General features: G+C 43.2%; 28 protein-coding genes, 1 pseudogene and 1 riboswitch. Of the genes and pseudogenes, 27 read left to right on the top strand and 2 right to left on the bottom strand.

Going from position 1 to position 26,002, the window contains the following annotated elements; all coding sequences use genetic code 11:
• The first annotated feature begins 290 nt into the window (after positions 1-290).
• The 18 genes from OCV70_RS00900 (at position 291) to OCV70_RS00815 (ending at position 14,402) form a co-directional block, all read left to right on the top strand.
• Positions 291-785: an HD domain-containing protein gene (locus OCV70_RS00900; RefSeq protein WP_021925802.1), complete on the top strand. Its 495-nt coding sequence runs from the start codon at positions 291-293 to the stop codon at positions 783-785.
• Between the two features lie 182 nt (positions 786-967).
• Positions 968-1,270 (top strand): urease subunit gamma, encoded by a 303-nt coding sequence (gene ureA, locus OCV70_RS00895; protein ID WP_173767299.1) that lies wholly within the window; start codon positions 968-970, stop codon positions 1,268-1,270.
• A gap of 14 nt (positions 1,271-1,284) precedes the next feature.
• On the top strand, positions 1,285-1,644 hold the full coding sequence (gene ureB, locus OCV70_RS00890; RefSeq protein WP_021925800.1) for an urease subunit beta: 360 nt from the start codon (positions 1,285-1,287) through the stop codon (positions 1,642-1,644).
• 12 nt (positions 1,645-1,656) lie between these two features.
• The gene (gene ureB, locus OCV70_RS00885; RefSeq protein ID WP_173767301.1) at positions 1,657-3,378 is read left to right on the top strand and encodes an urease subunit beta; all 1,722 of its coding nucleotides are present in this window, start codon (positions 1,657-1,659) and stop codon (positions 3,376-3,378) included.
• Between the two features lie 16 nt (positions 3,379-3,394).
• Entirely contained in the window at positions 3,395-3,901 is a 507-nt protein-coding gene (locus OCV70_RS00880) for an AmiS/UreI family transporter (protein WP_173767303.1), read from the top strand.
• Positions 3,902-3,933: 32 nt separating this feature from the next.
• Positions 3,934-4,410: an urease accessory protein UreE gene (locus tag OCV70_RS00875; RefSeq protein WP_021925797.1), complete on the top strand. Its 477-nt coding sequence runs from the start codon at positions 3,934-3,936 to the stop codon at positions 4,408-4,410.
• Between the two features lie 35 nt (positions 4,411-4,445).
• Positions 4,446-5,138 carry an urease accessory protein UreF gene (locus OCV70_RS00870; RefSeq protein WP_262578995.1) on the top strand — a complete coding sequence of 231 codons (693 nt, stop codon included), beginning with the start codon at positions 4,446-4,448 and terminating at the stop codon, positions 5,136-5,138.
• Between the two features lie 20 nt (positions 5,139-5,158).
• A complete protein-coding gene (ureG, locus tag OCV70_RS00865; RefSeq protein WP_021925795.1) occupies positions 5,159-5,767 on the top strand; it encodes an urease accessory protein UreG in 609 nt (202 codons plus the stop codon).
• A 4-nt stretch (positions 5,768-5,771) separates the two neighbouring features.
• Positions 5,772-6,596: an urease accessory protein UreD gene (locus OCV70_RS00860; protein ID WP_173767305.1), complete on the top strand. Its 825-nt coding sequence runs from the start codon at positions 5,772-5,774 to the stop codon at positions 6,594-6,596.
• 178 nt (positions 6,597-6,774) lie between these two features.
• A complete protein-coding gene (locus tag OCV70_RS00855; protein WP_021925793.1) occupies positions 6,775-7,203 on the top strand; it encodes a MarR family winged helix-turn-helix transcriptional regulator in 429 nt (142 codons plus the stop codon).
• Positions 7,196-7,339 (top strand): hypothetical protein, encoded by a 144-nt coding sequence (locus tag OCV70_RS00850; RefSeq protein WP_243000163.1) that lies wholly within the window; start codon positions 7,196-7,198, stop codon positions 7,337-7,339. Before OCV70_RS00855 ends, OCV70_RS00850 begins: the two co-directional genes overlap by 8 nt.
• On the top strand, positions 7,336-7,521 hold the full coding sequence (locus OCV70_RS00845; RefSeq protein WP_243280715.1) for a DUF6198 family protein: 186 nt from the start codon (positions 7,336-7,338) through the stop codon (positions 7,519-7,521). Before OCV70_RS00850 ends, OCV70_RS00845 begins: the two co-directional genes overlap by 4 nt.
• A 125-nt stretch (positions 7,522-7,646) precedes the next feature.
• Positions 7,647-7,846, top strand: a riboswitch (cobalamin riboswitch).
• Positions 7,847-8,021: 175 nt separating this feature from the next.
• Positions 8,022-8,960, top strand: coding sequence for a nickel ABC transporter permease (gene nikB / locus OCV70_RS00840; RefSeq protein ID WP_173768459.1), 939 nt, complete (start codon positions 8,022-8,024; stop codon positions 8,958-8,960).
• 1 nt (position 8,961) lies between these two features.
• Positions 8,962-9,786: a nickel transporter permease gene (gene nikC, locus OCV70_RS00835; protein WP_021925789.1), complete on the top strand. Its 825-nt coding sequence runs from the start codon at positions 8,962-8,964 to the stop codon at positions 9,784-9,786.
• 17 nt (positions 9,787-9,803) lie between these two features.
• Positions 9,804-11,357, top strand: coding sequence for an ABC transporter substrate-binding protein (locus OCV70_RS00830; protein ID WP_021925788.1), 1,554 nt, complete (start codon positions 9,804-9,806; stop codon positions 11,355-11,357).
• 16 nt (positions 11,358-11,373) lie between these two features.
• Positions 11,374-12,159 carry an ABC transporter ATP-binding protein gene (locus OCV70_RS00825; protein ID WP_173768457.1) on the top strand — a complete coding sequence of 262 codons (786 nt, stop codon included), beginning with the start codon at positions 11,374-11,376 and terminating at the stop codon, positions 12,157-12,159.
• Positions 12,152-13,141, top strand: coding sequence for an oligopeptide/dipeptide ABC transporter ATP-binding protein (locus OCV70_RS00820; protein WP_173768454.1), 990 nt, complete (start codon positions 12,152-12,154; stop codon positions 13,139-13,141). Before OCV70_RS00825 ends, OCV70_RS00820 begins: the two co-directional genes overlap by 8 nt.
• Before the next feature lies 1 nt (position 13,142).
• Complete coding sequence (locus OCV70_RS00815; RefSeq protein WP_173768453.1) at positions 13,143-14,402, top strand: type 1 periplasmic-binding domain-containing protein; 1,260 nt, start codon at positions 13,143-13,145, stop codon at positions 14,400-14,402.
• Positions 14,403-14,462: 60 nt separating this feature from the next.
• On the opposite strand, the gene OCV70_RS00810 is transcribed toward OCV70_RS00815, so the two are convergent.
• Both OCV70_RS00810 and OCV70_RS00805 read right to left on the bottom strand, forming a co-directional pair.
• Positions 14,463-16,970: a YfhO family protein gene (locus OCV70_RS00810; protein ID WP_173768451.1), complete on the bottom strand. Its 2,508-nt coding sequence runs from the start codon at positions 16,968-16,970 to the stop codon at positions 14,463-14,465.
• A gap of 38 nt (positions 16,971-17,008) precedes the next feature.
• A complete protein-coding gene (locus OCV70_RS00805) occupies positions 17,009-17,956 on the bottom strand; it encodes a glycosyltransferase family 2 protein (protein ID WP_173768449.1) in 948 nt (315 codons plus the stop codon).
• Between the two features lie 315 nt (positions 17,957-18,271).
• On the opposite strand from OCV70_RS00805, the gene OCV70_RS00800 reads away from it, so the two are divergent.
• From OCV70_RS00800 to OCV70_RS00760, 9 genes and pseudogenes are all read left to right on the top strand, one after another.
• On the top strand, positions 18,272-19,639 hold the full coding sequence (locus OCV70_RS00800) for an MATE family efflux transporter (RefSeq protein ID WP_262578992.1): 1,368 nt from the start codon (positions 18,272-18,274) through the stop codon (positions 19,637-19,639).
• A 13-nt stretch (positions 19,640-19,652) separates the two neighbouring features.
• Entirely contained in the window at positions 19,653-20,240 is a 588-nt protein-coding gene (locus OCV70_RS00795) for a cytidylate kinase-like family protein (RefSeq protein ID WP_262578991.1), read from the top strand.
• A gap of 580 nt (positions 20,241-20,820) precedes the next feature.
• Positions 20,821-21,212: pseudogene (locus OCV70_RS19510) on the top strand (helix-turn-helix domain-containing protein).
• Positions 21,209-21,694, top strand: a complete 486-nt coding sequence (locus OCV70_RS00785; RefSeq protein ID WP_262578990.1) for an HD domain-containing protein — start codon at positions 21,209-21,211, stop codon at positions 21,692-21,694. The pseudogene OCV70_RS19510 and the gene OCV70_RS00785 overlap by 4 nt, the downstream one beginning before the upstream one ends.
• A gap of 314 nt (positions 21,695-22,008) precedes the next feature.
• Complete coding sequence (locus OCV70_RS00780; protein WP_262579169.1) at positions 22,009-22,248, top strand: DUF3791 domain-containing protein; 240 nt, start codon at positions 22,009-22,011, stop codon at positions 22,246-22,248.
• Between the two features lie 207 nt (positions 22,249-22,455).
• The gene (locus tag OCV70_RS00775; protein WP_262578989.1) at positions 22,456-22,680 is read left to right on the top strand and encodes a DUF3791 domain-containing protein; all 225 of its coding nucleotides are present in this window, start codon (positions 22,456-22,458) and stop codon (positions 22,678-22,680) included.
• Between the two features lie 32 nt (positions 22,681-22,712).
• Positions 22,713-22,949 carry a hypothetical protein gene (locus tag OCV70_RS00770; protein WP_262578988.1) on the top strand — a complete coding sequence of 79 codons (237 nt, stop codon included), beginning with the start codon at positions 22,713-22,715 and terminating at the stop codon, positions 22,947-22,949.
• 226 nt (positions 22,950-23,175) lie between these two features.
• Positions 23,176-25,758 (top strand): ATP-dependent chaperone ClpB, encoded by a 2,583-nt coding sequence (gene clpB / locus OCV70_RS00765; protein ID WP_021924767.1) that lies wholly within the window; start codon positions 23,176-23,178, stop codon positions 25,756-25,758.
• A 34-nt stretch (positions 25,759-25,792) separates the two neighbouring features.
• Positions 25,793-25,966: a DUF4250 domain-containing protein gene (locus tag OCV70_RS00760; protein WP_021924766.1), complete on the top strand. Its 174-nt coding sequence runs from the start codon at positions 25,793-25,795 to the stop codon at positions 25,964-25,966.
• The last annotated feature ends 36 nt before the right edge of the window (positions 25,967-26,002 follow it).

Here is a 26,002-nt window from a genome sequence, read left to right as displayed (position 1 = left end):
TTATTTGCAAAGAAAAAGATTGTTGCTTCCTGCCGGAAAAAATTTTAACTTTATCAATAATATGAAATTGACATGAAATTCAGCAGTAAGTTATAATAGAGCAAATATTTTTTATAAGCACTGCTGTTTTCGGGTGCATGGGCTATGAGCCTGTTTTTTCCTACATCAACTGGGAAGAGAAAAAGTAACTGGTGGAAAGCGGCGACATAGACTGTGTCTGGGGAAGTTTTACCATTGATGGATACCGGATCTGTGTTATAATACCTGAAGAGAATACAAGGAGGCCAGCTATGAGTACAAATACATCTGATATTATGGTAAAAATGATTCAGTTTTCCAATGGAAACAGACATGACATCAATCATTTTATGAAAGTATACACCTACGCCAAAACCATCGCGGAAAGTGAAAATGTTTCTGAGAAGGATTTGATTACCGTTGAAACTGCAGCAATCGTCCATGACATTGCCTGCCCTCTTTGCAGGGAAAAATACGGAAACACCAATGGGAAATACCAGGAAAAAGAAGGCATTCTGTTAGCGGAAGAGTTTCTAAAAGACACAGATCTGCCGGAAGAAATCAAGAAACGGGTTGTTTTTCTGGTGGGACATCATCACACCTTAACCGGTATTGACGGCATTGACTACCAGATCCTTCTGGAAGCAGACTACCTGGTAAATGCAGATGAATCTGGCTATTCAGAGGGCAATATCAGCAACACGAAGCGGAAGCTTTTTAAAACCAAAACAGGTCTCAGATTGCTGGAAGCAGTTTATGGCATTTAATGCCGCATAAAAATTTCACAAAAAACATCTTGACCATAAAACAATCTCACGCTATAATACCGCATATAAATTTTCGTGCAAAGAGCAGACAAAGGGGTCTGAAAAATCCCATTGTCTGCTCTTTTTTTGCTGCGAAAATCTGTATATCAGAATTTTCCACACAGATTGAGAGGAGGAACATCATGAGACTGAATCCAAAGGAACAGGAAAAATTAATGCTTCATATGGCAGGAAATCTTGCCAAAGAGAGAAAGAACAGAGGTCTGAAGCTGAATTATGTGGAGGCGCTTGCGTATATCAGTTCTGAGCTTCTGGAGCTTGCAAGAGATGGAAAAACAGTGGTAGAGCTGATGCAGCTTGGAACCAAAATTCTTACAAAAGACGATGTAATGGACGGCGTAGCTGATATGATCGGTGAAGTCCAGGTAGAAGCTACCTTTCCAGACGGAACCAAGCTTGTAACCGTACACAACCCAATTCAGTAAGGAGGAAGATCAGCATGAAAATCGGTGAAATTATGGCTGGGAATCGTGAGATTACACTTAACGAAGGCAAAAAAACAGTGACAGTAACAGTGGCAAACAAAGGCGACAGACCGGTTCAGGTTGGTTCCCATTTTCATTTCTTTGAAGTAAACAAATGCCTTTCTTTTGACCGGGAAAAAGCCTACGGATACCATCTGGACATCCCTTCCGGCACCTCTGTAAGATTTGAGCCGGGAGAAGAAAAAGAAGTCCAGCTTACCGAAATGGGCGGCAGAAAAAGAGTATTCGGCTTAAATGATCTCACCCGCGCCCAGGCAACAGAGGACACCAAAGCAGCATCTGTGGAAAATGCAAAATTAAAAGGATTTCTGTAAGGAGGGACAACAATGAGTACAAAAATTTCCGGAAGCAAATATGCAGCAATGTATGGCCCGACTACAGGAGATAAAGTACGTCTGGCAGATACAAGCCTTGTGATCGAAGTAGAAAAAGACTATACCACCTATGGCGATGAAGTAAAATTCGGCGGCGGCAAAAGCATCCGTGACGGCATGGGACAGTCTGTAAAAACCTGCAGCAAGGACGGTGATCTTGACCTTGTGATCACCAATGCCCTGATCGTGGATTCCACCGGAATCGTCAAAGCTGACATTGGAATCAAAGACGGCAAAATCGCAGGAATCGGAAAAGCAGGAAACCCGGACATTATGGACGGCGTAACACCTGGAATGACAGTAGGCGCATCTACAGAAGCCCTGGCAGGAGAGGGAATGATCGTAACAGCAGGGGGAATTGACACCCACATTCATTTCATCAGTCCTCAGCAGATCGACTGTGCGCTGTACAGCGGCGTAACCACCATGATCGGCGGAGGAACAGGCCCGGCAGACGGCACAAACGCCACCACCTGTACCCCGGGACCATGGAACTTGAGAATGATGTTAAAAGCAGCAGAAGAGTATCCTATGAACCTTGGCTTCCTTGGCAAAGGCAACTGCTCCGATGAAGCACCTCTCATCGAGCAGGTAAAAGCCGGGGCAATGGGACTGAAAATACATGAGGACTGGGGCGCAACACCGGCAGTTATCAACCACTGCCTGAATGTGGCAGATGAATATGATGTGCAGGTGGCAATTCACACAGACACCCTGAATGAGGGCGGATGCGTAGAAGACACCCTGGCAGCCATCGGCGGAAGAACCATCCATACCTATCATACAGAAGGAGCAGGCGGCGGCCATGCACCGGACATCATCCGCGCGGCAGCAGCGCCAAATGTGCTTCCATCCTCCACGAACCCCACAATGCCATACACTGTAAACACCCTGGATGAGCATCTGGACATGCTGATGGTTTGCCATCATCTGGACAAAAGAATTCCGGAAGATGTGGCATTTGCTGATTCCCGAATCCGACCGGAGACTATTGCTGCAGAGGATGTTCTTCACGACATGGGAATTTTCAGCATGATGAGCTCCGACTCTCAGGCAATGGGACGTGTAGGCGAGGTCGTCACACGTACCTGGCAGACTGCAAGCAAAATGAAAGATGAAAGAGGCGCACTTCCGGAAGATGCAGGCCATGATAACGACAACTTCCGTGTAAAACGCTACATCTCCAAATATACCATCAACCCGGCCATCACCCACGGTATTTCCCAGTATGTAGGCTCTGTGGAAACCGGAAAATTCGCAGACCTGGTTCTGTGGAATCCTGCATTTTTCGGGGCAAAACCGGACATGATCATCAAAGGCGGCATGATCATTGCCTCCAAGATGGGAGATGCAAATGCCTCCATTCCGACTACCCAGCCGGTATGCTATCAGCCAATGTTCGCAGCCCACGGAAAAGCAAAAAACGAAGCATGCCTGACCTTTGTATCCCAGGCTGCCATGGATGAAAATGTAAAAGAAAAATATGGTCTGGAAAAGACTGTAGTGCCTGTAAAGGGCTGCAGAAATATCAGCAAAAAGGACATGGTATTCAACGACAGAACACCGGAATTAACAGTTGATCCGGAGACCTATAAGGTAACTGTTGACGGGGAAGAGATCACTTCCAAACCAGCCGAGAAGCTTCCGCTGACTCAGCTTTACAGCCTGTTTTAAGAAGAGGAGAGATTTTATGTTAGGTGTTTGCCTTTTGTTTGTAGGAATCGTACTGATCAACAATGGTATGTGTACCTTATATCATGTAGATGGAAAATCCACTGCCATCATGAATATTTTCACCGGAGGACTTTCCCTTTTTATTAACTTTGTGAACCTGGTACAGGGAAATTATTACGCAGCAGGAACCGGATTATTGTTCTGCTTTACCTATCTTTTTGTTGCATTAAGCAAGTTTTTAAAAGCAGATCCCATTCCTTTTGCATGGTTTTCTACCTTCGTGGCAGTCAATGCCGTGATCTTCGGAACCATCGAAGGCTTTACCGGAAGTACTGCACTTGGAATCACAGCAGATATCCGCTGGGCAGGAATCTGGTATCTGTGGGCAATTCTGTGGGGAACTGCGTTTGTGGAGGATATCTGCGGGAAAAAGCTGGGAAAATTTGTTCCATATCTTCAGGTCTTTGAGGGCGTTGTAACAGCCTGGATCCCCGGTGTTATGATGCTGCTTCAGATTTGGTAAAAAGAAAAACTGCAAGTTGGAGGTCAGAAAAAATGCTTTGTGAGCAGGTTTTGGGAAAGCTTCATGATTTTGATACAGAAGGAAAAACAGTGGAATATGTAGGCATCGAATGGCACGAAGCTTTTAAGAAAATACATAAAAAAACAACGGACAAAGGGACGGAGGTTGGCATCCGCATGGATGATTCCATTCTTTCCCGGGGACTGTATCAGGATGATGTGATCTACGCAGATGATAAAAAAATAATTGCCGTAAATACCCCGCCATGCGAAGTGATCCGCGTGTCCTTCACCCCTGGACATGAGAAAATGGCAGCCAAGGTATGCTATGAGATTGGCAACCGGCATGCGCCTCTTTTCTGGGGAGAGGACGATACTTTTATTACCATTTATAATGAGCCAATGCTTGTGATGCTCCAGAAAATCCACGGTGTTAAGGCCGAAAAAGAGGTGCGAAAGCTTGATTTTGACAAGCGGATTTCTGCAAGCATCCACAACCATCATCACTAAAACAAGTAAAAAAACTGCAGTTATGGAGGTTCTTTATGTCAGAAAAACAGTTTTATCTTTTGCAGGTAAATGACGCCCTGTTTCCCATCGGAGGCTACTCTCATTCCCAGGGACTGGAAACCTATATTCAGCGGGGAATTGTCCATGATGCAGACACGGCGAGAGAATATATTACCCATAAAATAAAATGGAATCTTGCATATACAGAACTTCTGGGAGCCAGACTTGCCTATGAAGCCGCCAGGGAAAATGACCTGTCAGAGCTTCTGGAACTGGAAGAAATTCTGGAAGCCTCCAGGATTCCCATGGAGCAAAGAGAGGCTGCAAGAAAGATGGGCTCCCGTTTTGCCAAAACCATAGAAAAGCTGGGACTTTCCATCAGCGAAACGGGAATTTTCCGGGAATATCTGGACGCGAGAAAGGGAAAAGCGGTGAATCACTGCTGCATTTACGGCGTTTTCTGTGCCCAGATGGAGATTTCCATTGGGGAGGCTCTGGCCCATTATCTGTATGCACAGACCTCTGCAATGGTAACTAATTGCGTGAAGACGATCCCCTTAAGCCAGACCGCGGGACAGCAGCTTTTAAGCGGTTGTTATAAGGAATTTGGCGAGATTCTGGAAGATGTGATGCATAAAAGCAAAGAAGATTTGTGTCTTTCCGCACCAGGTTTTGATATCAGTGGAATCCAGCACGAAAAACTGTATTCCAGGCTATACATGTCATAAGAAGAAAAGAGGAAATCGAGATGTCATATGTAAAAATCGGAGTTGCGGGACCTGTTGGTTCCGGAAAAACAGCACTTATTGAGGCTTTGTCAAGAAAGATGGCAAAGGACTACAGCATTGGTGTGATCACAAACGATATTTATACAAAGGAGGACGCCCAGTTCCTTGCCAAAAACAGCGTTCTTCCAGTGGAGCGCATCATTGGCGTGGAGACAGGCGGCTGTCCCCATACTGCGATCCGTGAGGATGCATCCATGAACCTTGAGGCAGTGGATGAGATGATGGAACGCTTTCCGGACATTGAACTTCTTTTCATAGAAAGCGGCGGAGACAACTTATCTGCAACCTTCAGCCCGGAGCTGGTGGATGCTACCATTTTTGTCATCGACGTGGCAGAAGGGGATAAGATTCCGAGAAAAGGCGGCCCTGGAATTACCCGTTCCGACCTTCTTGTGATCAACAAAATTGACCTTGCCCCCTACGTTGGTGCAAGCCTGGAAGTTATGGAACGAGACTCCAGAAAAATGCGCGGTGACAGACCTTTCCAGTTCACCAACATCCGCGGAGATGAAAATGTGGATAAGGTAGTGGAGTGGATCAAAAAGAACGTACTGTTAGAAGGAATGTAAAGGTATGGATAATAAATTCGGAAAAATTTCCCGTATTCAGGCATGTGCCGCAGTCAGGGACGGCAAAACCATTCTGGAAGATTTATCCTTTACCGCCCCGTACAAGATCATGGTGCCCTTTGAGAAAGAAAACGACGGTATTCAGATCATGCCCCTTTGTGCGTCTGCGGGAATTATGGCAGGGGATTCCCAGGAATTTTCCTATCATGTGAAGGAAGGGGCGAACCTGGAAGTTTTGTCCCAGTCCTTTGAGAAAATCCATAAAATGGACGAGGGATCTGCTTTTCGTACCATTGAAATCCAGGTGGAGCAAAATGCAATCCTGTACTATTATCCCCAGCCTGTGATCCCCTTTTCTGGATCTGCATTTGACAGCACTATGACCATTTGTCTGGAGGATAAAACCTCCCGGCTGTTTTTGCTGGAAGTGATTTCCTGCGGCAGAAACGCTCATGAAGAGCGCTTTCAGTATCGGAGATTTTCCTCCAGGGTGCGGATTTACAGAGGGGAAAAGCTGATCTACCAGGACAATACCTGCTACGAACCGGAAAAAATGCCTATGGAAGGCATTGGAATGTACGAAGGATACACTCATATGGCCAATCTTTTTCTTTCAGAAATATATACTGGACAGGACAGCACAGATAAAGAAATCAATCTGGAATTACAGGAAAAAATCTGGAAGCTTCTTGACGAAGAACCGGACACGGACGGCGGAGTTACCCGTCTGACAACCGGCGACCTGGTCCTTCGAATCTTCGCCCATCGTGCCCAAACTCTCCAGCAGCTGGCCGACAAAATAAAGAAATTATATGAAGCAATTCATTAACGAACCAACAGGGACTGAGTTTTCTGACAAGATCCAAAACTTTGTCCCTGTTGTTTTTTTCTAGCTCCACCCAAAAAGAAAAATTTATCGCTGTCAGTTTTCCCTTGACATCCTGATCTAAGATAGTTATAATTCAAAATATTTGAATTATAACTATTCGGAAGAAAGGAAACCAACCATGGATGATACCTTACACTACCTGATTATGGCCAACCAGATGCTTGTCCAGAAAGCTTTGCTGGAACAGCTTAAGGATACCGGACTTACCATCGGGCAGCCCAAGATCCTTGACTATTTGAAAGACCATGACGGCAGCAATCAGAAAGAAATCGCAAAAGCCTGCTTTTTGGAAGCTGGATCTCTTACCACTATTTTAAATAAGATGGAAGAGAAAGGGCTGATCGAGCGTCGGATTTTAAACGGCAACAGACGCAGCTTCCATATCTTTATGACAGAAGAGGGAAAGAAGAAACAGCAGCTGGTGACCCAGGCTTTTGCCAAAATAGAAGAAAAGGCATTGTCCGGTGTTTCTGCCGAAGAATTCCAGCAGTTTTTGGCTGTATATGGAAAAATCTATGCGAATTTACAGGGGGAAAGAAATGAATAAGTTAAAAAGATATCTGTTTTTCTGGGTAAATCCCGGAAATTATGCAATGAAGCTGGCTGCCCTTCTGGCAGGCTGCATCGTGCTTGGATTTGGCGTATATCTGGAACCACAAAGATCATATTTGATTCTTCCATGACCGTGATCGCAGGAATTCTTTCCTTTATTTTCTGGGGAAAATTAAACGGTGTCCGTGAAGGTACCATTATCGCAGCTCTGCTGGTAGGCTTTATTGCAAGATTATTTGGAAAACATCTGGAATTTATGCGGAAATTTATTATTGACGATATTGAAGAATGCGTTGAGGAAGCATTGAACTGACAATTTGGGGGGAACGATTGATTCCCCTTTGTTTTCAAAAAAATACAATCTGTGAAAAAATTTTTCTGGACAAGATTCCCAATATAAGCTATTCTTATAAGGAAAATTAGATAACATTTGTTGGTTTTGAACCAGCCTTTGTAAGTTCCTGTGCAAATGTCTGCACATGGATTAAAAGGGAAATCGGTGTAATTCCGGTACGATCCCGTCACTGTGATAGGGAGCTGCAGAACATAATCTCACTGGATGGACAGTTGTCAGTCTGGGAAGGGGTTCTGGAGCGAGGATCTTAAGTCAGGAGACCTGCTTATAAATGATTTGATATGATTCTTACGGTAGATAGGAAGCATGGTTTTTTTGTGTGCAATGACATCCGTAATTTCTGCGGGTGTTGTTTTTTTCTGCGCTTTTTTTCGAAAGCGTATCATTCCCCCTGCCTTTTTTTGCGAAAACTGAATCAGATCCGGCGAAAAACCTCCAACATGTAGGAAGGAGAGAAAATGTCAAAAAAACAAATTGGAAAAAGGCTTCTGCAGATTCTGATTGTTCTGATCGGTGTAAGTTTCTTTACATTCGGACTTACTTATCTTTCTCCTGGTGACCCGGCAGAAATCATGCTGACAGAGTGTGGCAACCTGCCTACACCGGAACTTCTGGAACAGACAAGAAATGAACTGGGCCTTGACCGACCGTTTCTGGTACAGTACGGCTCCTGGGTAAAAGGAGTTCTGACCGGAGACATGGGAACATCCTATGCATTTAAAGTTCCCGTAACTGAAAAACTGATGAAATGCTTCTGGCCAACCCTTCAGATGTCACTGTTTGCCCTTCTTTTGATGATCTTATTCTCCATACCATGCGGAATCCTCTCCGCGGTGTATCAGAATAAGTGGCCGGATTATCTCATCCGCGGAATTACCTTCTTCGGGGTATCCATTCCAAGCTTCTGGATCGGTCTGATCCTTCTTAGCATCTTCGGAGTACAGCTTCGCTGGGTCAACGTAGCCGGAGGTACTACCGATTTCAAGACCATGATCCTGCCCTCCGTAACCCTGGCTCTTTCCATGTCTGCGAAATACACCAGACAGGTGCGAAACGCAGTGCTGGAGGAATTAAGACAGGACTATGTTATCGGAGCAAGAATGAGAGGAATCAAGGAAAGCGTGATCCTCTGGAGACATGTGCTCCCAAATGCAATGCTCCCAATCGTTACCCTTCTTGGTCTTTCCCTTGGCTCCCTGCTTGGTGGAACTGCAGTTGTTGAGATCATCTACAACTGGCCTGGAATGGGAAGCATGGCGATCAAGGCAATCGCCTGTCGTGACTATCCGATGGTGCAGGCCTATGTACTGATGATCGCGATTATGTATATGGTGATCAACATTATCGTTGACCTTTCCTATACTTATCTGGATCCGAGAATAAAGGAGGTTAAGTAAAGTGAAAAAGCAGAATTTTTTCTTAGCTCATAAACAGTTTACCGTATTCTTTATTCTGGCGCTTGCGGTTGTAGGCGTAGCTGTTTTTGCTCCCTGGATCGCACCAAAGGATCCGCTGGATGCAGTGATGGTGGATTCTCTGAAAGCCCCATGTGCAGAATATCCCCTTGGCGCTGACAAACTGGGACGAGACATTCTTTCCCGTGTGATCTATGGTACCAGAACCTCTCTGGTATCCACCCTGATCCTGGTAGCAACTATTTTTGTTGTAGGTACACTGCTTGGAATTATTGCAGGATACTTCGGCGGCTGGATCGATCAGGTGATCATGCGAATCGCAGATATGATGATCTCTTTCCCTGGAATGATCCTGGCAATCGCAATCGCAGGTATGCTTGGCCCAAGCCTTAGAAACGGAGTCATCGCCATCACAGCCGTAAGCTGGACAAAATATGCCCGTCTGGCAAGAAGTATGGTCCTGAAAGTAAAACGTAATCTGTATGTGGAAGCGGCTGTGGTAAACGGCACCAGTACATTCAAAATTTTGTGGAAGCATATCCTCCCCAACATGCTGACGACTATGACAGTAACAGCAGCGGCAGATATGGGTACCATGATGCTGGAACTTGCATCTCTTTCCTTCCTGGGATTCGGAGCAGTAGCACCGACACCGGAGTGGGGACTGATGCTGAACGAAGGAAGAACTTATATGGCAAAAGCACCGTGGCTGATGATCGCACCGGGTATCGCCATCGTAATCGTAGTAATCATTTTTAACATGCTTGGTGACAGTATCCGAGATATTCTGGATCCGAGACAGGACTGATAAAGGAGAAAAAGTATATGAAAAACAGAATCGCAAAAAAAGTATGTGCAGCAGCACTGGCAGGACTTATGGCAATGGCAATGATCCCGGCTACTTTCGTATTTGCAGATGGAAATACCATGACAATCGGTGTAACAAGCTTTGCTGATACACTGGAACCAACAGAGCAGTATTTCAGCTGGGTAATTTCCCGTTACGGTGTTGGACAGGGACTTACCAAGTTTGACGAGGAAGGAAACATGGTACCATGTCTTGCAACAGAGTGGACCAACAGTGAAGATGGAAAAACATGGACATTTACCATTCGTGAGGGCGTTAAATTCTCAAATGGCAACGATATGACACCAGAGCTTGTAAAAGCATCCCTGGAGCGTACTATGGAAATGTCAAACCGTGTACCGGAGTTCTTTGACATTGACAGCATTGAGGTTGACGGACAGAACATCACATTCAACCTGAACAGAGCAAACGCAAATATGGCAGGATGCCTGGCTGACCCGCTTTTCCTGATCATGGACACAAGCATTGACAACTCCAACATCGCAATGGAAGGCCCGGTCTGCACAGGCCCGTATGCATTCCAGTCCTTTGATCCGTCCGGAGATACAGTTGTTGTACGAAACGAGTATTACTGGGACGGCGAGGTTCCCAATGACAGTGTAACTCTTCGTATTATCGGAGACCAGACAACACGTTCCATGGCACTTCAGTCCGGCGAGATCGATGTTGCTTACAACTTAAAGACAGAGAACGTTTTCGAGTTTGACGGAAACGACAACTACAACATTCAGTCTCTGGAATCTCTTCGTTCTACCTATGCATTTATGAACCAGAACGGAGCACTTGGGGATCTTGCACTTCGTCAGGCAGTTCTTCGCGGACTTGACAAAGAGACCTACACCAGCATTCTTCTTGAGGGCGGCGCAACACCAGGAAAAGCTCCGGTACCGCCAACACTGGACTATGGATATGAGGAACTGAACGATGAGAATGCTTACGATCCAGACGGAGCAAAGCAGGTTCTTGCAGATGCCGGATATGAGGATGTAGACGGTGATGGATATGTAGAAGATCCAGACGGAAATAAAGTAGAGCTTACCTTTGTATACTATGACAGCCGTGCAGAGCTTGGCGTATACGCGCAGGCAGCACAGGCAAGCTTAAAAGAAATCGGAATCAACATCAAGCTTGACTGCGTATCCTATGAGACACTTCTTGACCGTCGTGATTCCTCCCAGTATGACCTTCTGATCTGGAACGTACTGGTTGCAAACACCGGTGACCCGGAAAACTACCTTCGTGAGAACTGGTACAGCACATCTGCAAACAACACTGCAGGATATTCCAATGCAGATGTAGATGCATGGCTGGATGAACTGGCTTCTACTATCGATGCAGAGGCAAGAAAAGAGCTGATCGTGAAGATTCAGCAGGCAATCATGGATGATGCAGCAACTGTATTCTTCGGATATGAGAATACCTTCCTTATTTCCAAATCTACCGTAGAAGGACTTGTAATGTATCCAATGGATTACTACTGGGTAACTGCTGACATGAAGATTGCTGAGTAATAAAGGAGTCTGTTATATGCTGGAAATTAAAGATCTGGCTGTACAGTATGGGAATCAGGCACCTACTATCGAACATTTCAACCTTTCCATGAAAAAGGGGGAGATCATCAGCGTGGTAGGAGAGAGTGGAAGTGGAAAAACTACCGTGATCCGTGCCGTTCTGGGAGCACTTTCCGGAGCTGGCCGGGTCACCAGCGGTGATATTCTCTACCATGGAGAATCCCTTCTGAAAAATTCCAAAAGCGACTGGAGAAAGATCCGCGGCAGCAAAATGTCCATGATCTTCCAGGACTGCGGAGGAACCCTGAATCCGATCCGTAAGATCGGCAGCCAATATGTAGAATATATTCGTACACACCAGTCAATGACCAAGAAGGAAGCATGGGATAAGGCTGTTTCCATGCTTACCAAAATGCGTCTCCCGGATGCAGAGAACATCATGAACAGCTATCCTTATCAGCTGTCCGGCGGTATGCGTCAGCGTGTGGGAATCGCGATGGCCATGACATTTAATCCGGAACTTCTTCTGGCAGATGAGCCTACCAGTGCCCTGGATGTAACCACACAGGCACAGATCGTCCGTCAGATGATGGAGCTTCGGGATGATTTCGGAACCGGAATCATTATCGTAACCCATAATATCGGCGTAGCTGCTTATATGGCAGACCAGCTGATCGTGATGCATCACGGAAAGGTAGTGGATCACGGAACCAGAGAAGAGGTTCTGAACAATCCGACCAGTGATTATACCAGAAAACTTTTGGAAGCAGTTCCGGAAATGGAGGGAAAACGATATGTCTGAGAATCATGAAATCGTCATGCAGGCGAAGCATATTGTAAAACAGTTCCCTGCTTCCCACGGCAGAACCTTAACTGCCTGCAATGATATCAACCTGACTATGTACAAGGGCCGTACCCTTGGAATCGTAGGAGAGAGTGGATGCGGAAAGTCAACTTTTGTCCGCATGGTAATTTCCCTGGATCAGCCCACCAGCGGCGAGATTCTTTATCATGGCAAAAACATCACAGGACTTTCAAAGAAAGAGACCTGGGAAAACCGCCAGAACCTTCAGATGGTTTTCCAGGATCCGCTTGCATCCTTTAATCCGAAGATGAAGATCGGGGACATCCTCACAGAGCCTCTGATGAATTACAAAAAGATCAAAAGAAGCGAAAGAAACGCGAAGGCAAGAGAGCTTCTTCGCATGGTTGAGCTTCCGGAGGATTTTGTGGACCGTTATCCGCACAACATGAGCGGCGGACAGCGTCAGAGGATCAGTATCGCCAGAGCTCTTTCCCTGGAGCCGGAGATTCTGGTCTGCGACGAGGCAACCTCTGCACTGGACGTTTCCGTACAGGAATCTGTAATCGAGCTTCTGGTTCGCCTGCAGAAAGAGAAGAACATCTGCATGATCTTTATCTGTCATGACCTGGCACTGATCCGTTCCTTTGCACACCAGATCGCGGTTATGTATCTGGGACATATTGTGGAGACCATTCCTGGAGAGGACGTTTCCAGCCATGCCGTACATCCGTACACAAAGGCACTGGTTGGCGCACAGTTCTCTGTGCATATGGATCCGACTAAGAAGATTGAGAGTATTGAGAGCGAGGCTCCAAGCCCTCTTGATGTGCCGGTTGGCTGTCCCTTCCAGAACCGCTGCGAGCATTGCACTGAGAAGTGCAAGAAGGAAATGCCGAAGCTTAAGGAAATCGCACCGGGACATGAAGTAGCCTGCTTCTATGTAGAGAGCATGCAAAATCAGGCAGAGGGAGGCAGATAGTATGATGAAAAAAATACTCACTCTGATGATGAGTACAGCACTTTTATTTGGAACGCAGAGCACTGTATTTGCCGATACCGGAAATTACGCAGAGGGTGATGTTCATACCATCGGTGTTATCCTGTATGATCCGGATTCTGCAGAGATGGAAATGTTTGCAGATTATTACCGGGATTATATTGAGGAAGGTTTTCCTGTGAAATTTATTTTCTCAGGAAAGGTTGCAGACTCTGAAGCGGAGAAAGCATTTATCATGGAAGCCAAGGCAGAAGGCGCGGAGGGAATCATTTCCTTTGCCGGATATGCAGACGGGCTTCAGGATGTGATCAAAACCTGCGAGAAAGAGGAAATCTACTACGCACTTGGCTCCAATACCGTAAGCGATGAGAACTATGAGGCAATCAAGGACAACCCGTGGTACATGGGAAGTGTAGGCCCGGATCTGGAAACCGTTTATCAGGCCGGCTGCGACATGACAGAGTTTTTCTTGGAAAAAGGTGCCAGGAACATTGTGATCATGTCTGGCGGGGCTGCTTCCGGCAACCGTCTCCATCAGGTAAGAACCTGGGGAATGCTGAACACGCTGGAAGAGAAGGCTGGCCTTGTGCTTACAAAGGATGCTCGTACAATAGATGCGGAAGCACTTTCCATGACAGACGAAGTGATCCAGCTTTCAGATAAAGAGGGAAACCTGCATGTGACCATCTGCCCAGGATATACGGAGATGGATGGAGCTGGTCTTGCAAATCTGGAAACAGCATTTGCAGCAGGAGATTGTGATACCCTTATGAGTGCCTTCCATGCAGCTTCTTATCTGGATAAGATTTCGGAGAAAGAAAAAGAGCAGAACAGCAACATTATGGTTGGTGCCATCGACAGCTTTTCTGAGCAGAACTTCGAAGTGTTCCAGGAAAAGGATTCCTTTGGAAATGCGCCAATCGATTATGTTCGCGGAAAATACGCTTCCATGGCAGGTCCTGCATTTGCCATGATCTACAATGCGATCACCGGAAATCCGGACGCAGTAGAGGAAGACGGTGAGGCTGTACGTCTGTATCAGAACCTCTGGACAGCAAAAACAGAGGACGAATACATCGAACTGTACGGCTATGCCACCGGCATCTACGAAAACGCTTACAGCTGCGATGACCTGATGCAGGTAATCAAGCAGTTCAATGAAGATACAACCCCGCAGAGCTTCCAAGCACTGACCGAAGCTTCTGATGTGGAGAGTGCGAAAGAGAGAATATTTGCAGAGTAATTTCTCTGCATGAAAAAGCGGCCAGCTTTATGCTGGACCGCTTTTTTCATGCTCATGACATTATGCACGCTTTTTCCTAAGTCTGTTTTTTATAGTGTTCAAATTCAGAATCTCAAATAAGATCAGCAGTACAATAGAGAAAATGGTTATCTTACTTCCAATACCGAATCCGGTTGATCTGTAAACTAGTTCTATATTATGCTCGTCTGCGTCATCTAATTGGAAGGCCAAAAAGTTATTCCAGTTCTTTTCAATGGTCAGTTTTTTTCCATTATCATAAACGGTCCATCCTTCGTCATAAGGGATTGTGGTTGCAATATTGCTGCTTTTACCGGAATAGGACATTATCAGATGGGAACTGCTTTTCTCCTCTATTGAAAGATTCTGCTGGTTCACCAGCTGTGAATTCTGGTAGATGATATCTTTGTTTTCTGTATAACAGGAAATACTGTCCAAGTCAAAATTTCCGTCCTTTGCTGCAAAAGAAATATCTAAAGATTCGCCACGGTCAAATTCTCCAATATAATATACTTCAGAAGCATCGTCATAACGGATTTCCCTTTCTCTTCTGGCTCCAGTTACTTTAAAAGAAGTATAGGAGGATCTGGTTGGAATCAGCAAATATAAAGAACCTGCATTTTCTACTGTGACAGTTAACTGATTTTCACCATCGTGGGAGGTATTGCTAACGGTATTTGGAGTAAATATATCCTCTTGCAATCCGTTTATGGATGCCCAGATTTGATTCAGCAGCTGGAAATCGTTCAGTTCATCCAGATCAAAGTTTTCGAAATCATTTACAGGGAACAATACAGGCAATGCATATTGGTTCCTGTAATATTTGATACCATCCCCTTCTCCAATTGCTTCGTATCCCTTTGCATTTTCCCTGTTTGTCAGAATGTATCGGAAACCTAATAATGCCTCTGTTGCAAGCGGGGTATTGGTGGTATATTTTGCCCACATCCACTTATGTCTGACACCTAATTTTTTCAGGAATTTTAAATTTTCCACATTTTCGGTAGAGGCATAGTTTGAGACACCGTTATAATCGAATAAATTGGTGTCACAGCGTCCAAGGGAAAAGCTTTTATCCATGCGATAGAAGGAATCATCATTGATTGTTTCTGTGGCGTTTTCCATCATTGCCTTATTGGTTCCATAGGTATTGCAGGACTGCATGCGGATGTCTTTCAGGTAAAAATATCCGTTGCATGCCAGAGAAACTACGACGCCGCAAGACAAAATGGCTGCCGTGGCTTTTCTTACCCGCAGATTCTTCAGAGAAAATGCGGTTATAAATATCAGGATCAAAAGAATATCCAGAGAGATTCCCAGGATATTTATTTTGTCGGAAGCATTCTGAATCACAAATGCCAGAATCACTCCCAGAATCAGGACTGCTTTCAACAGATCTTCTTTTGGAGGCAATTCTTCTTTTAATACCTGGCATGTTTCCCATGCAATAAGCAAAAGAACAAAACTGAGCAGGAAGGAATATCTGTAGTTAAAACAATGATTTTTACTCAGGCCATGCCAGATCTGATTGATAAAACTGTTTTCAAAACTGATAAAGAAAATCAGGATGACAGCAGAGTAAACAGCTTTTTTCCTGAAAGAAATTTTCTTATTTATGAAAAACAGGATATCCAAAATCAGAACAAACATGCCGACATAAATCAAAGGAGCATTCTCTTTCAACGTATTGCTTTGTCCGGTAAATAATCCTGACAATATTTCAGCAGGAGTTGTATTAAAACTCATATCTTTGAACAGATCAAAAATCGTTAGGCTTCTGTCGGATGGCAGGCCAAGATAAGTGGGAATCAATAAAAAGGCACTGATTCCAACTCCAACCAGGGAAGCAAACATATATTTTATAAAAGATTTTTTGATATTGTCTGCGAATTTTCCATCAGATAATAACAGCTGTACCACATAAAGGATAAAGGAGCCTATGCACAGCATAAAGCCAATATAAAAATTAGAAATGACAGCAACTGCCAGTGAAAAAACATACAGAAATATATTCTTGTTTTGGATGATTTTCCGAATGCCCACATACATGAGGGGAAGCAGGATCACGCCGTCCATCCAGGAAGTATTCCATCCATAAAAGACCATATATCCCATAAAAGCGTAGCAGGTAGATAAGGTAGCTTTTATTAGGATATTTTTTTCATCACAGGTGCTTAACAGACAGTAGCAGAATGCCAGAGCACTTGCGATGATTTTGATATAAGCAACAAAATGTGCGGCAAATATCATGTGGTCATGAAAAAGGATAAAGATTACGTTGAAGGGGCTGAAGGAATAATAGGCTAATTCCGCCAATGCATTTCCACCTAACACATTGCCCCAGGAATAAAAAATATCATTTTTTCCAAGGAGACTTCCAAAGTAACTCTCTATACCAAAATACTGATCCGCATCGGCCCACAGATATGCTTTATCGCCAAAGGGATAAATCTTTAACGCATAAAGCATAATAATAAGCGTTATCCCAGTGAGCATTCCCGTCATAAAATAGGGCAGTAATTTTTTCCAGATACTTTTCTTTTGTGACAAAATTTCATCCTCCATTTTAAAATAACCGTATTTCATTCTTATTTGATCTTTTCAGCATCAGGCTTATTTGTCTCTGATACGATGTAATGGGGCCTGTGCTTGCTTTCAGAATAATTTTTGGCAATATACTGTCCCATAACTCCCATGCAGAACAGCTGAATTCCGCCAATAAACACAATTATGCAGATTGTGGAAGCCCAGCCAGCCACAGGATCTCCGTAAACCAGACGTCTCACAACAATAAAGAGCAAAAAAATAAAAGCAATTGCAGTCATTATAATACCGAACCAGGAAGCGATGCTTAAAGGAGCCTCAGAGAAGTTGATAATTCCATCAATTGCATATTTGCATAAGCCCCAGAAATTCCACTTGGTAGTTCCGGCTACCCGTTCCCGGTTTTCATATGGCAGCCAGTATGTACGGAACCCGATCCATCCGAAGATGCCCTTGGAAAATCGATTGGTTTCTCCCATTGCAACAATCGCATCCACCATTTCCCGGCGCATAAGACGGAAATCTCTGGCTCCATCTACAATGTCTGCATCGGAGATCTTATTGATCAGGGAATAGAATCTTCTGGCAAACCAGGATCTTATTGGCGGCTCGCCCTCACGGCTGACACGCCTTGTGGCCACGCTGTCATATTCTCCCGATTCGATCAGCTTCAGCATCTCGGGCAGCAGATCTGGCGGATCCTGCATATCTGCATCCATGATTGCAACATAATCCCCGGTGGCATTACAAAATCCGGCATACATAGCGGCTTCTTTTCCAAAATTTCTTGAAAATGAAATATATTTCACACAGGCATCCCTGTCTGCAAAATCCTTCAGGATATTCAAAGTATTGTCTTTCGAGCCATCGTTGATAAATAATAATTCATACTCATAATTGAGATTTTTTAATACAGATATTGCTTCTTTATAGAAAAAAGGCAATGCTTCCTGTTCATTGAAACATGGCACAATAAGAGTTAACTTTTTCAAATCAAATCCTCCCTGCAAAACATGTAAGTTTTGGTAAAATGTTTTGTAAAAATAAGATACCACGATACCCTCACAGGGTCAATATTTGGAAGGGATTTTCATAAAGCGCAAAGATTTTGTTTGACTTTTGTAAAAATTGGAAATATAATAATAACAAACGAGTAGCAGATGAGCGTAAATCCAGTTCCCTGCTGCTCGTTTTTGGTTAAAATAAATATTTGCCATGAAAAAGTGTGTAGCTTGTTAGCGTAAGTCCAGCTTATGAGACAAGGTGCACACTTTTTTTGTGCCAAAAAAGAGAGGAGCTAAAACAAAATGGCAGAAAGTAACAAGATGAAAGAAATGCCGGTGAATAAGCTGATGATCCAGATGGGAATCCCAATGATCTTATCCATGGCATTGCAGGCAGTTTACAACATTGTAGACAGTGCATTTGTAGGAAATATGAAAGTCGGCAGTGAAGCAGCATTAAATGCCCTGACACTGGTATTTCCGGTGCAGATGCTTATGGTAGCAGTGGGAGTCGGAACAGGTGTAGGAACCAATGCACTTCTTGCAAGGACACTTGGACAGGGAAACAGTAAAAAAGCTGCAAAGGTAGCAGGAAACAGTTTGTTTCTTGGCGTAATTATTTATATAGTTTGTTTATTGTTTGGCATTTTTGGCGTGAAAGCATATATCGCATCACAGACTGTTGATGCCAAAGTGCTTGAAATGGGAGTCAGTTATCTGAGAATATGCTGTGTGATTTCTTTTGGTATTATTTTCTTTTCTTTATTTGAAAAATTATTACAGGCAACAGGCCGTTCTCTTTATTCAACGATCGGACAGGTAGTTGGTGCGGTTGTAAATATTATCCTTGATCCGATTATGATTTATGGCATCGGATCTTGTCCTGAAATGGGAGTGAAAGGTGCAGCCTACGCAACTGTAATTGGTCAGGTAGCATCTGCAGTATTGCTGTTTATCTTTCATATCAAACTGAATAAGGAATTTGGGCATGGGGCGAAATACATGAAACCGGATACTGGCATTATAAAAGAAATCTATGCAATTGGACTTCCGGCAATTATTGCTCAGGCTCTGATGTCCATTATGGTTTATGTGATGAATTTGATTCTGAAGTTTAATCCGTCAGCACAGACTGCCTATGGATTATTCTATAAGGTTCAGCAGTTTGTTCTCTTTCTTGCTTTTGGGCTGCGAGATGCGATTACCCCGATTATTGCATTCGCGTATGGAATGAGAAGTAAAAAGAGAATTCGAGATGGAATCAAATATGGTCTGCTTTATACCGTTGTATTGATGATTTTAGGAATTGCAATCACAGAGATTTTTCCGGGAGCATTTGCAACTCTGTTTAATGCGGGACAGTCAAGAGAATATTTTATCAGTGCCATGAGAGTAATTTCAGTAAGCTTTCTGTTTGCTGGAATTAACATTGCTTATCAGGGAATCTATCAGGCCTTGAATGGCGGCTTGGAATCACTGGTTATTTCGCTTTTGAGACAGCTTATTATTATTCTGCCACTGGCTGGAATCTTTTCTGTATTTGCCAGAAATGGCCAGATGGGAGTCTCACTGATCTGGTGGGCATTTCCGATTACTGAAATAATTTCATGCTTTGTAGGATATGTATTTTTAAAGAAAATCAGAAAAAATAAGGTTGATGCTTTAAATTAAGGAGGGTTCAGAGATGGCAAAAAGAATCATTACAATCAGCAGAGAATTCGGAAGCGGTGGACGCTTTATCGGGGAAGAAGTTGCCAGGAAGCTTGGAATTGCCTATTATGATAAAAATATTATCAGCCAGATTGCAGAAAAGTCCGGTCTGTCTCCGGAATATATTCAGGAAAATGCAGAATTATCTCCGAAGAAAGGATTATTTGCATATGCACTTGCCGGACGCGACATTACAGGAAAATCTGTAGAAGATATGGTATATGAGGCACAGAGAAAGGTTATTCTGGATTTGGCCAAGAAGGAGCCTTGTGTGATTATTGGAAGAAATGCGGATTACATTTTAAAAGACCGGGATGATGTGCTGAATGTATTTATTCATGGGGATATGCCGGAAAAAATACAGTGCATCACAGATTTATATAATGTAGAAAAGCAGAAAGCTGTTAAAATGATGGAGGATACAGATAAAAGGCGCAAGACAAATTATAATTTTTACACAGATCAGAACTGGGGAAAAGCCAGCAATTACACGTTGTGCCTGAATAGCTCACAATTAGGATATGACAGATGTGAGAAGATAATTATGGAATGTAGTAAATAACTTGTAAGAGGGCGTGAATCTACTATCAGATTCATGCCCTCTTACATTCATTCTTGTGAAATTGTTTTTAATAATTTATGAGACGTGCAGTAACTGTAAATGCAGGCAATGATTTCTGCAATCCAGAATGAATACCAGCTATGTGAAATGCCGAAGATTTTTATAAAAATCCAGAGACAGGGTATGGTGGAGTTTCCTGATTAGCGAAACAATAACCGTTATATTGGCAATTGCTTATCTTGGCGCAGCTGAAAAAAATAACTGATAATGTGTAATTGCAGAAGCATAGAGAATAAAAAATAAAAACTGCTTACATTTTTAAAAAAAATAAAGTATAATAAGTAATGTAAAACCAAGTACAATTTACATGAAAATCAGGGATCATTTCATTCAAATTTACTGAGTGAAGGATCCCTTTTTTATGTGGAGTATCTGTAAAATGAAAGAGAGGTAGCTATAATGAAAAGAATCAAAGCAGCTATCTGAATTAAAAATATAATACTTTTGCCTTTTACTTCTGTTAGAATTATAGTATGATAAATACAACTTGTATGTTTGATTTCTAACAGGAGAAATGATATTGAAAAAATATTTACCAATTCTAAGAAACAGTCCTTTCTTTAAAGGTCTTTCTGATAACGAGATAATATCTATACTGCACTGCGTAAATGCAGCAATAATTTCCAAAGAACGAGATTCTTATATTTTCAGAGCTGGAGATTCTACAGAAGTAATGGGACTTGTGGTATCCGGCTGTGTTCTTGTTATTCAGGAAGACCTTTGGGGACATCGGAATATTTTGTCAAATTTGACATTCCTTTTGACCGACAGCAGCTGGCTGATTATCTTTGTATTGACCGCGCGGCAATGTCTACGGAGATATCGAAGTTACAAAAAGAAAAGATAATAAAAACCAATAGAAAGCATTTTGAATTAAATGTTTGTGATGATACGGGGAGGAGCTTTAGATGATAAATAAATTACATTTGGCAATGATCGAATTATATAGAGGAGATGCAAAGAGAATTCAGCATTTCTGCAAAGTGCATAGTTATGCAAAGTTAATAGCAGAAACGGAAAATGTAGATAAGAAATGTTTATTTACTATTGAAACTGCAGCTTTGACACATGATATTGGAATTCATTTTTGTGAAGAAAAATATGGAAATTGTAATGGTAAATTACAGGAACAAGAAGGTCCTGCAATAGCAGAAAGACTGCTTAAAAAATTAGGATTTGATCAAGAGATATCTGATCGTGTTCAGTATTTGATCGCACATCATCACACATATAATAATATTAATGAAATTGATTATCAGATATTGGTAGAGGCTGATTTTTTGGTAAATATCATGGAGGATGGTTTGACAAAAGAAGCTGCTTTAAAATCCTATCATAGTATTTTCAGAACAGCATGTGGAAAAATGATTTGCAAGGAAATGTTTGATATTTGACATAATGGCATGAATTTATGTGGAAAATGAAATGTCTAAAATGAAACTGCCAGAAACCGTGATTGCTGTGTCCATTTTGTCTGGTATTGTAAAGCAGTGTCCTATTTATATAACGTATACGAATGTAAGAGAATAGAAGTTTTGATAGAATAAAATAGAAAAGGTCTTCCGCAACTTTCAAGTGCTGAAGGCTCAAATCATCAGACCGGAATTACTACTGAACAAAGAGCTGAAAAAGGCATAACTTATGAAAACTTTACATATCACGGAGAAAAGCGTTTAAATTGAGAACAGTGATTTCGAAGGGGGTGTAGATTATGGCAGATGAAAAAATCAAAAATTCCAGTGAGCTAGAGTTTGCTGTATTTTGCATTGAAAATGTAGCGGCAAAGCTGGGCGTGGATGCAGAATGTGTTTATCAGGCATTTACCGAACAAAGCGATATTCTGAACGGTTACATTGTGCCGGAATATGAAGTGCTGCATACCCAGAGCCGGGAATATATCGTTGATGACCTTCTTGACGTGATGAAAGAAAGGGGTGTGGAAGTATGATTCTCTATCATGGTTCTTTCTTAGAAATTGCAAAGCCGGATTTGGTTCATTCTCGCCCCAATGTAGACTTCGGGCATGGTTCTTTGACGGACTGATTGATAAAACGGAAGCTATCAACCGCTTGCGTTATGAAAAGCCGAACCTGCAAATATGTTTCCGCACAGAGAAAGCACTGTCTTTGCTGCGATTTGAAGGGAGTGAAACACTATGACAGCAAATCCAATTTTGCTTCAAAAAAAATATAGCCGTGTTATCGAATGTTTTGCTAAACAGCAGGGACTTTCACTGGATGCGGCATTGGATTTCTTTTATCATTCCCAGGTCTATCAGCTGATCCGTGATGGTGTTTCTGATATGCACTGCATGAGCGATGCGTATTTGGCAGAGGAATTGAAACAGGAATATGAGGAGAAAGTGCCTGAAATGCGGTAGTAAAGGAGAGAATAAAGTGAGACATAATATTTTTGATTCAATACCATCCAACTGTTGCAGACATGACATTTCCAGAATTAGATGCTTATAAGCATGTGATTTCTAAGGAAGACCGTAAAGAACTTGGAATAGCAATAGGACTTTTTGCAAGTGGTGTTGGTGCAGGTTCATATGTTTACTTGAGGCGAATTCTTGAAAGACTTAATTATCAAGCAAAAACAACTGCCGGAGAAAAGTATCAAATATATGAAGTCTGTGGTTGCCTTTGACAATCAGCGGATTGGAAAATTACAAGGTAGGAGGAATGCATGGCTCGTAGCTTTCACAAATTCTTCACAAAATAATTAGCACTCACCTCTTGACAGTGCTAACAATAAGCGCTATATTAATAACTGTAATGAGGAAACCCTTACAAGCGCAGCCCCACGCGAGTTACTTTTTTAAAGAGCCGCGCAGGCTGCGCATTTGTATATATAAGCTGAAGGAGGAGAGCCTATGAACATCAGCAAATTTACCCAGAAATCTGTACAGGCAGTTCAGGATCTGGAAAAGGTTGCTTACGAATATGGCAACCAGGAAATTGAACAGGAACATTTGTTATATACCCTCCTGACCCAGGAGGACAGCCTGATTCTCAAGCTTATTGAGAAAATGGAAATAAATAAGGAATACTTCCTGAACACAGTAAAGAACGCTCTGGACGCCAAAGTCAAGGTATCCGGTGGTGAACTTAGATTCGGACAGTATTTGAATAAAGCACTTGTAAATGCAGAAGACGAAGCCAAGGCAATGGGAGATGAATACGTATCTGTAGAGCATCTGTTCCTTGCCCTCTTGAAATATCCAAGCCCCAGCATGAAGAAAATCTGGAGCGAATTCGGCATCACCAGGGAGCGCTTCTTACAGGCACTTTCCACAGTTCGTGGAAATCAGCGTGTGGTAAGCGACAATCCGGAGGCAACCTATGATACTCTGAATAAATATGGTGAAGACCTGGTAGAGAAAGCCAGAAGCCAGAAGCTTGATCCGGTTATCGGAAGAGACAGCGAGATCCGTAATGTGATCCGAATCCTTTCCCGTAAGACCAAGAACAACCCGGTTCTCATTGGTGAGCCTGGCGTTGGTAAAACTGCAGCCGTAGAAGGTCTTGCCCAGCGAATCGTGGCAGGAGATGTGCCGGAAGCACTGAAGGACAAGAAAATTTTTGCTCTGGATATGGGAGCTCTGGTAGCCGGAGCTAAATATCGAGGCGAATTTGAGGAACGTCTGAAGGCTGTGTTGGAAGAAGTTAAGAAAAGCGAAGGTCAGATTATCCTGTTTATTGATGAGCTTCATCTTATTGTGGGCGCAGGTAAAACAGATGGTGCCATGGATGCCAGCAACATGCTTAAGCCAATGCTTGCACGTGGTGAGCTTCATTGTATCGGCGCAACTACTCTGGATGAGTATCGTCAGTATATTGAAAAGGATGCAGCCCTGGAGCGTCGTTTCCAGCCGGTTATGGTAGATGAGCCATCTGTAGAAGATACTATTTCTATTCTTCGAGGACTGAGAGAACGCTATGAAGTATTCCATGGTGTTAAGATTACAGACAGTGCCCTTGTGGCAGCAGCAACTCTTTCACACCGTTACATTACAGACCGTTTCCTTCCGGATAAGGCCATCGATCTGGTAGATGAAGCCTGCGCGCTCATTAAAACAGAACTGGATTCTATGCCTACCGAGCTGGATGAGCAGCGCCGTAAGATCGATCAGATGAAAATGGAAGAGCTTTCCCTGAAAAAAGAAACGGATAACTTAAGCAAAGAACGATTGGAGGAGCTTCAGAAGGAGCTTGCAGAAATGCAGGATTCCTTTAATGCACAGAAAGCCCAGTGGGAAAATGAAAAGCATTCTGTAGAGAAGCTTCAGAAGCTTCGTGAACAGATTGAGGATATGAATAAGCAGATTCAGATTGCAAGACAGAATTATGATCTGGAGAAAGCTTCCGAGCTGCAATATGGAGAGCTGCCTAAATTACAGCAGCAGCTTGAAATTGAAGAGCGAAATACTAAGGAAAGTGACAGAAGCCTTGTTCATGAGGTAGTTACCGATGATGAGATAGCCCGTATTATTTCCCGCTGGACCGGAATTCCGGTTGCAAGACTGACAGAGGGAGAGCGTGCAAAGCTTCTTCACCTGGAGGATGAACTTCACAAACGTGTGATCGGACAGGATGAAGGTGTCCGCCGTGTTACAGATGCCATTCTTCGCTCCAAAGCCGGAATCAAAGACCCGACGAAGCCAATCGGTTCCTTCCTGTTCCTTGGACCAACCGGTGTTGGTAAAACAGAGCTTGCTAAGACCCTGGCACAGACCCTGTTTGATGATGAGCAGAATATGGTTCGTATTGATATGAGTGAGTACATGGAGAAATATTCTGTATCCAGACTGATCGGAGCGCCTCCGGGATATGTTGGATATGAAGAAGGCGGACAGTTGACAGAAGCCGTTCGTCGTAAACCATACAGTGTAGTTCTTTTTGATGAAATTGAGAAGGCACATCCGGATGTATTTAATGTACTTCTTCAGGTTTTGGATGACGGACGTATCACAGATTCCCAGGGTCGTACCGTAGATTTCAAAAATACAATTCTGATCATGACCTCCAATATCGGATCTCCGTATCTTCTGGATGGTATTGATGAGAATGGTGAGATTAAAGAAGAAGCTCAGAAAGAGGTTATGGATGATTTGCGCGGACATTTCCGCCCGGAATTTCTCAACCGTCTGGATGAGATCATTATGTTTAAGCCATTGACAAAAGATAACATCGGTAGTATCGTTGACCTGATGGTAAAGGAACTCAATGACCGTCTTGCTGATCAGGAACTTTCCCTGGAGCTTACAGATGCAGCCAAGAAAGATGTAATCGACAATGGTTATGATCCGGTTTACGGTGCAAGACCACTGAAGCGTTATCTGCAGAAATATGTGGAGACTTTGACTGCTCGTAAGATTCTTTCCGGTGAAGTCCACACAGGAGATACACTGGTGTTGGATGTAGAGAATGGAGAGTATGTGGTGAAGGTAAAATAAGATCAGCAGCAATAAACCTGCAAAGGAGATTCTTATGATACCAAAGGACCCAATGATCTTACTGAGCTATGTGAACACCCAGCTTCGGGATTATTATGATTCCCTGGAGGCACTGTGTACCTGCCGCGGGCTTCGTAAAAAAGAATTGCTGGAGAAAATGGATTCCATCGATTATCATTATGATGAACAAACCAATCAGTTTATTTAAATAAGAAGCAAAAACCGCCTGCAACTCAGTTTTCAG

It is taken from the genome of Blautia acetigignens (assembly GCF_025566865.1).
Classification (GTDB): domain Bacteria; phylum Bacillota; class Clostridia; order Lachnospirales; family Lachnospiraceae; genus Blautia_A; species Blautia_A acetigignens.
Note: the sequence above shows the minus strand (reverse complement) of the source record. Positions and strands in the feature narration are given on the sequence as shown.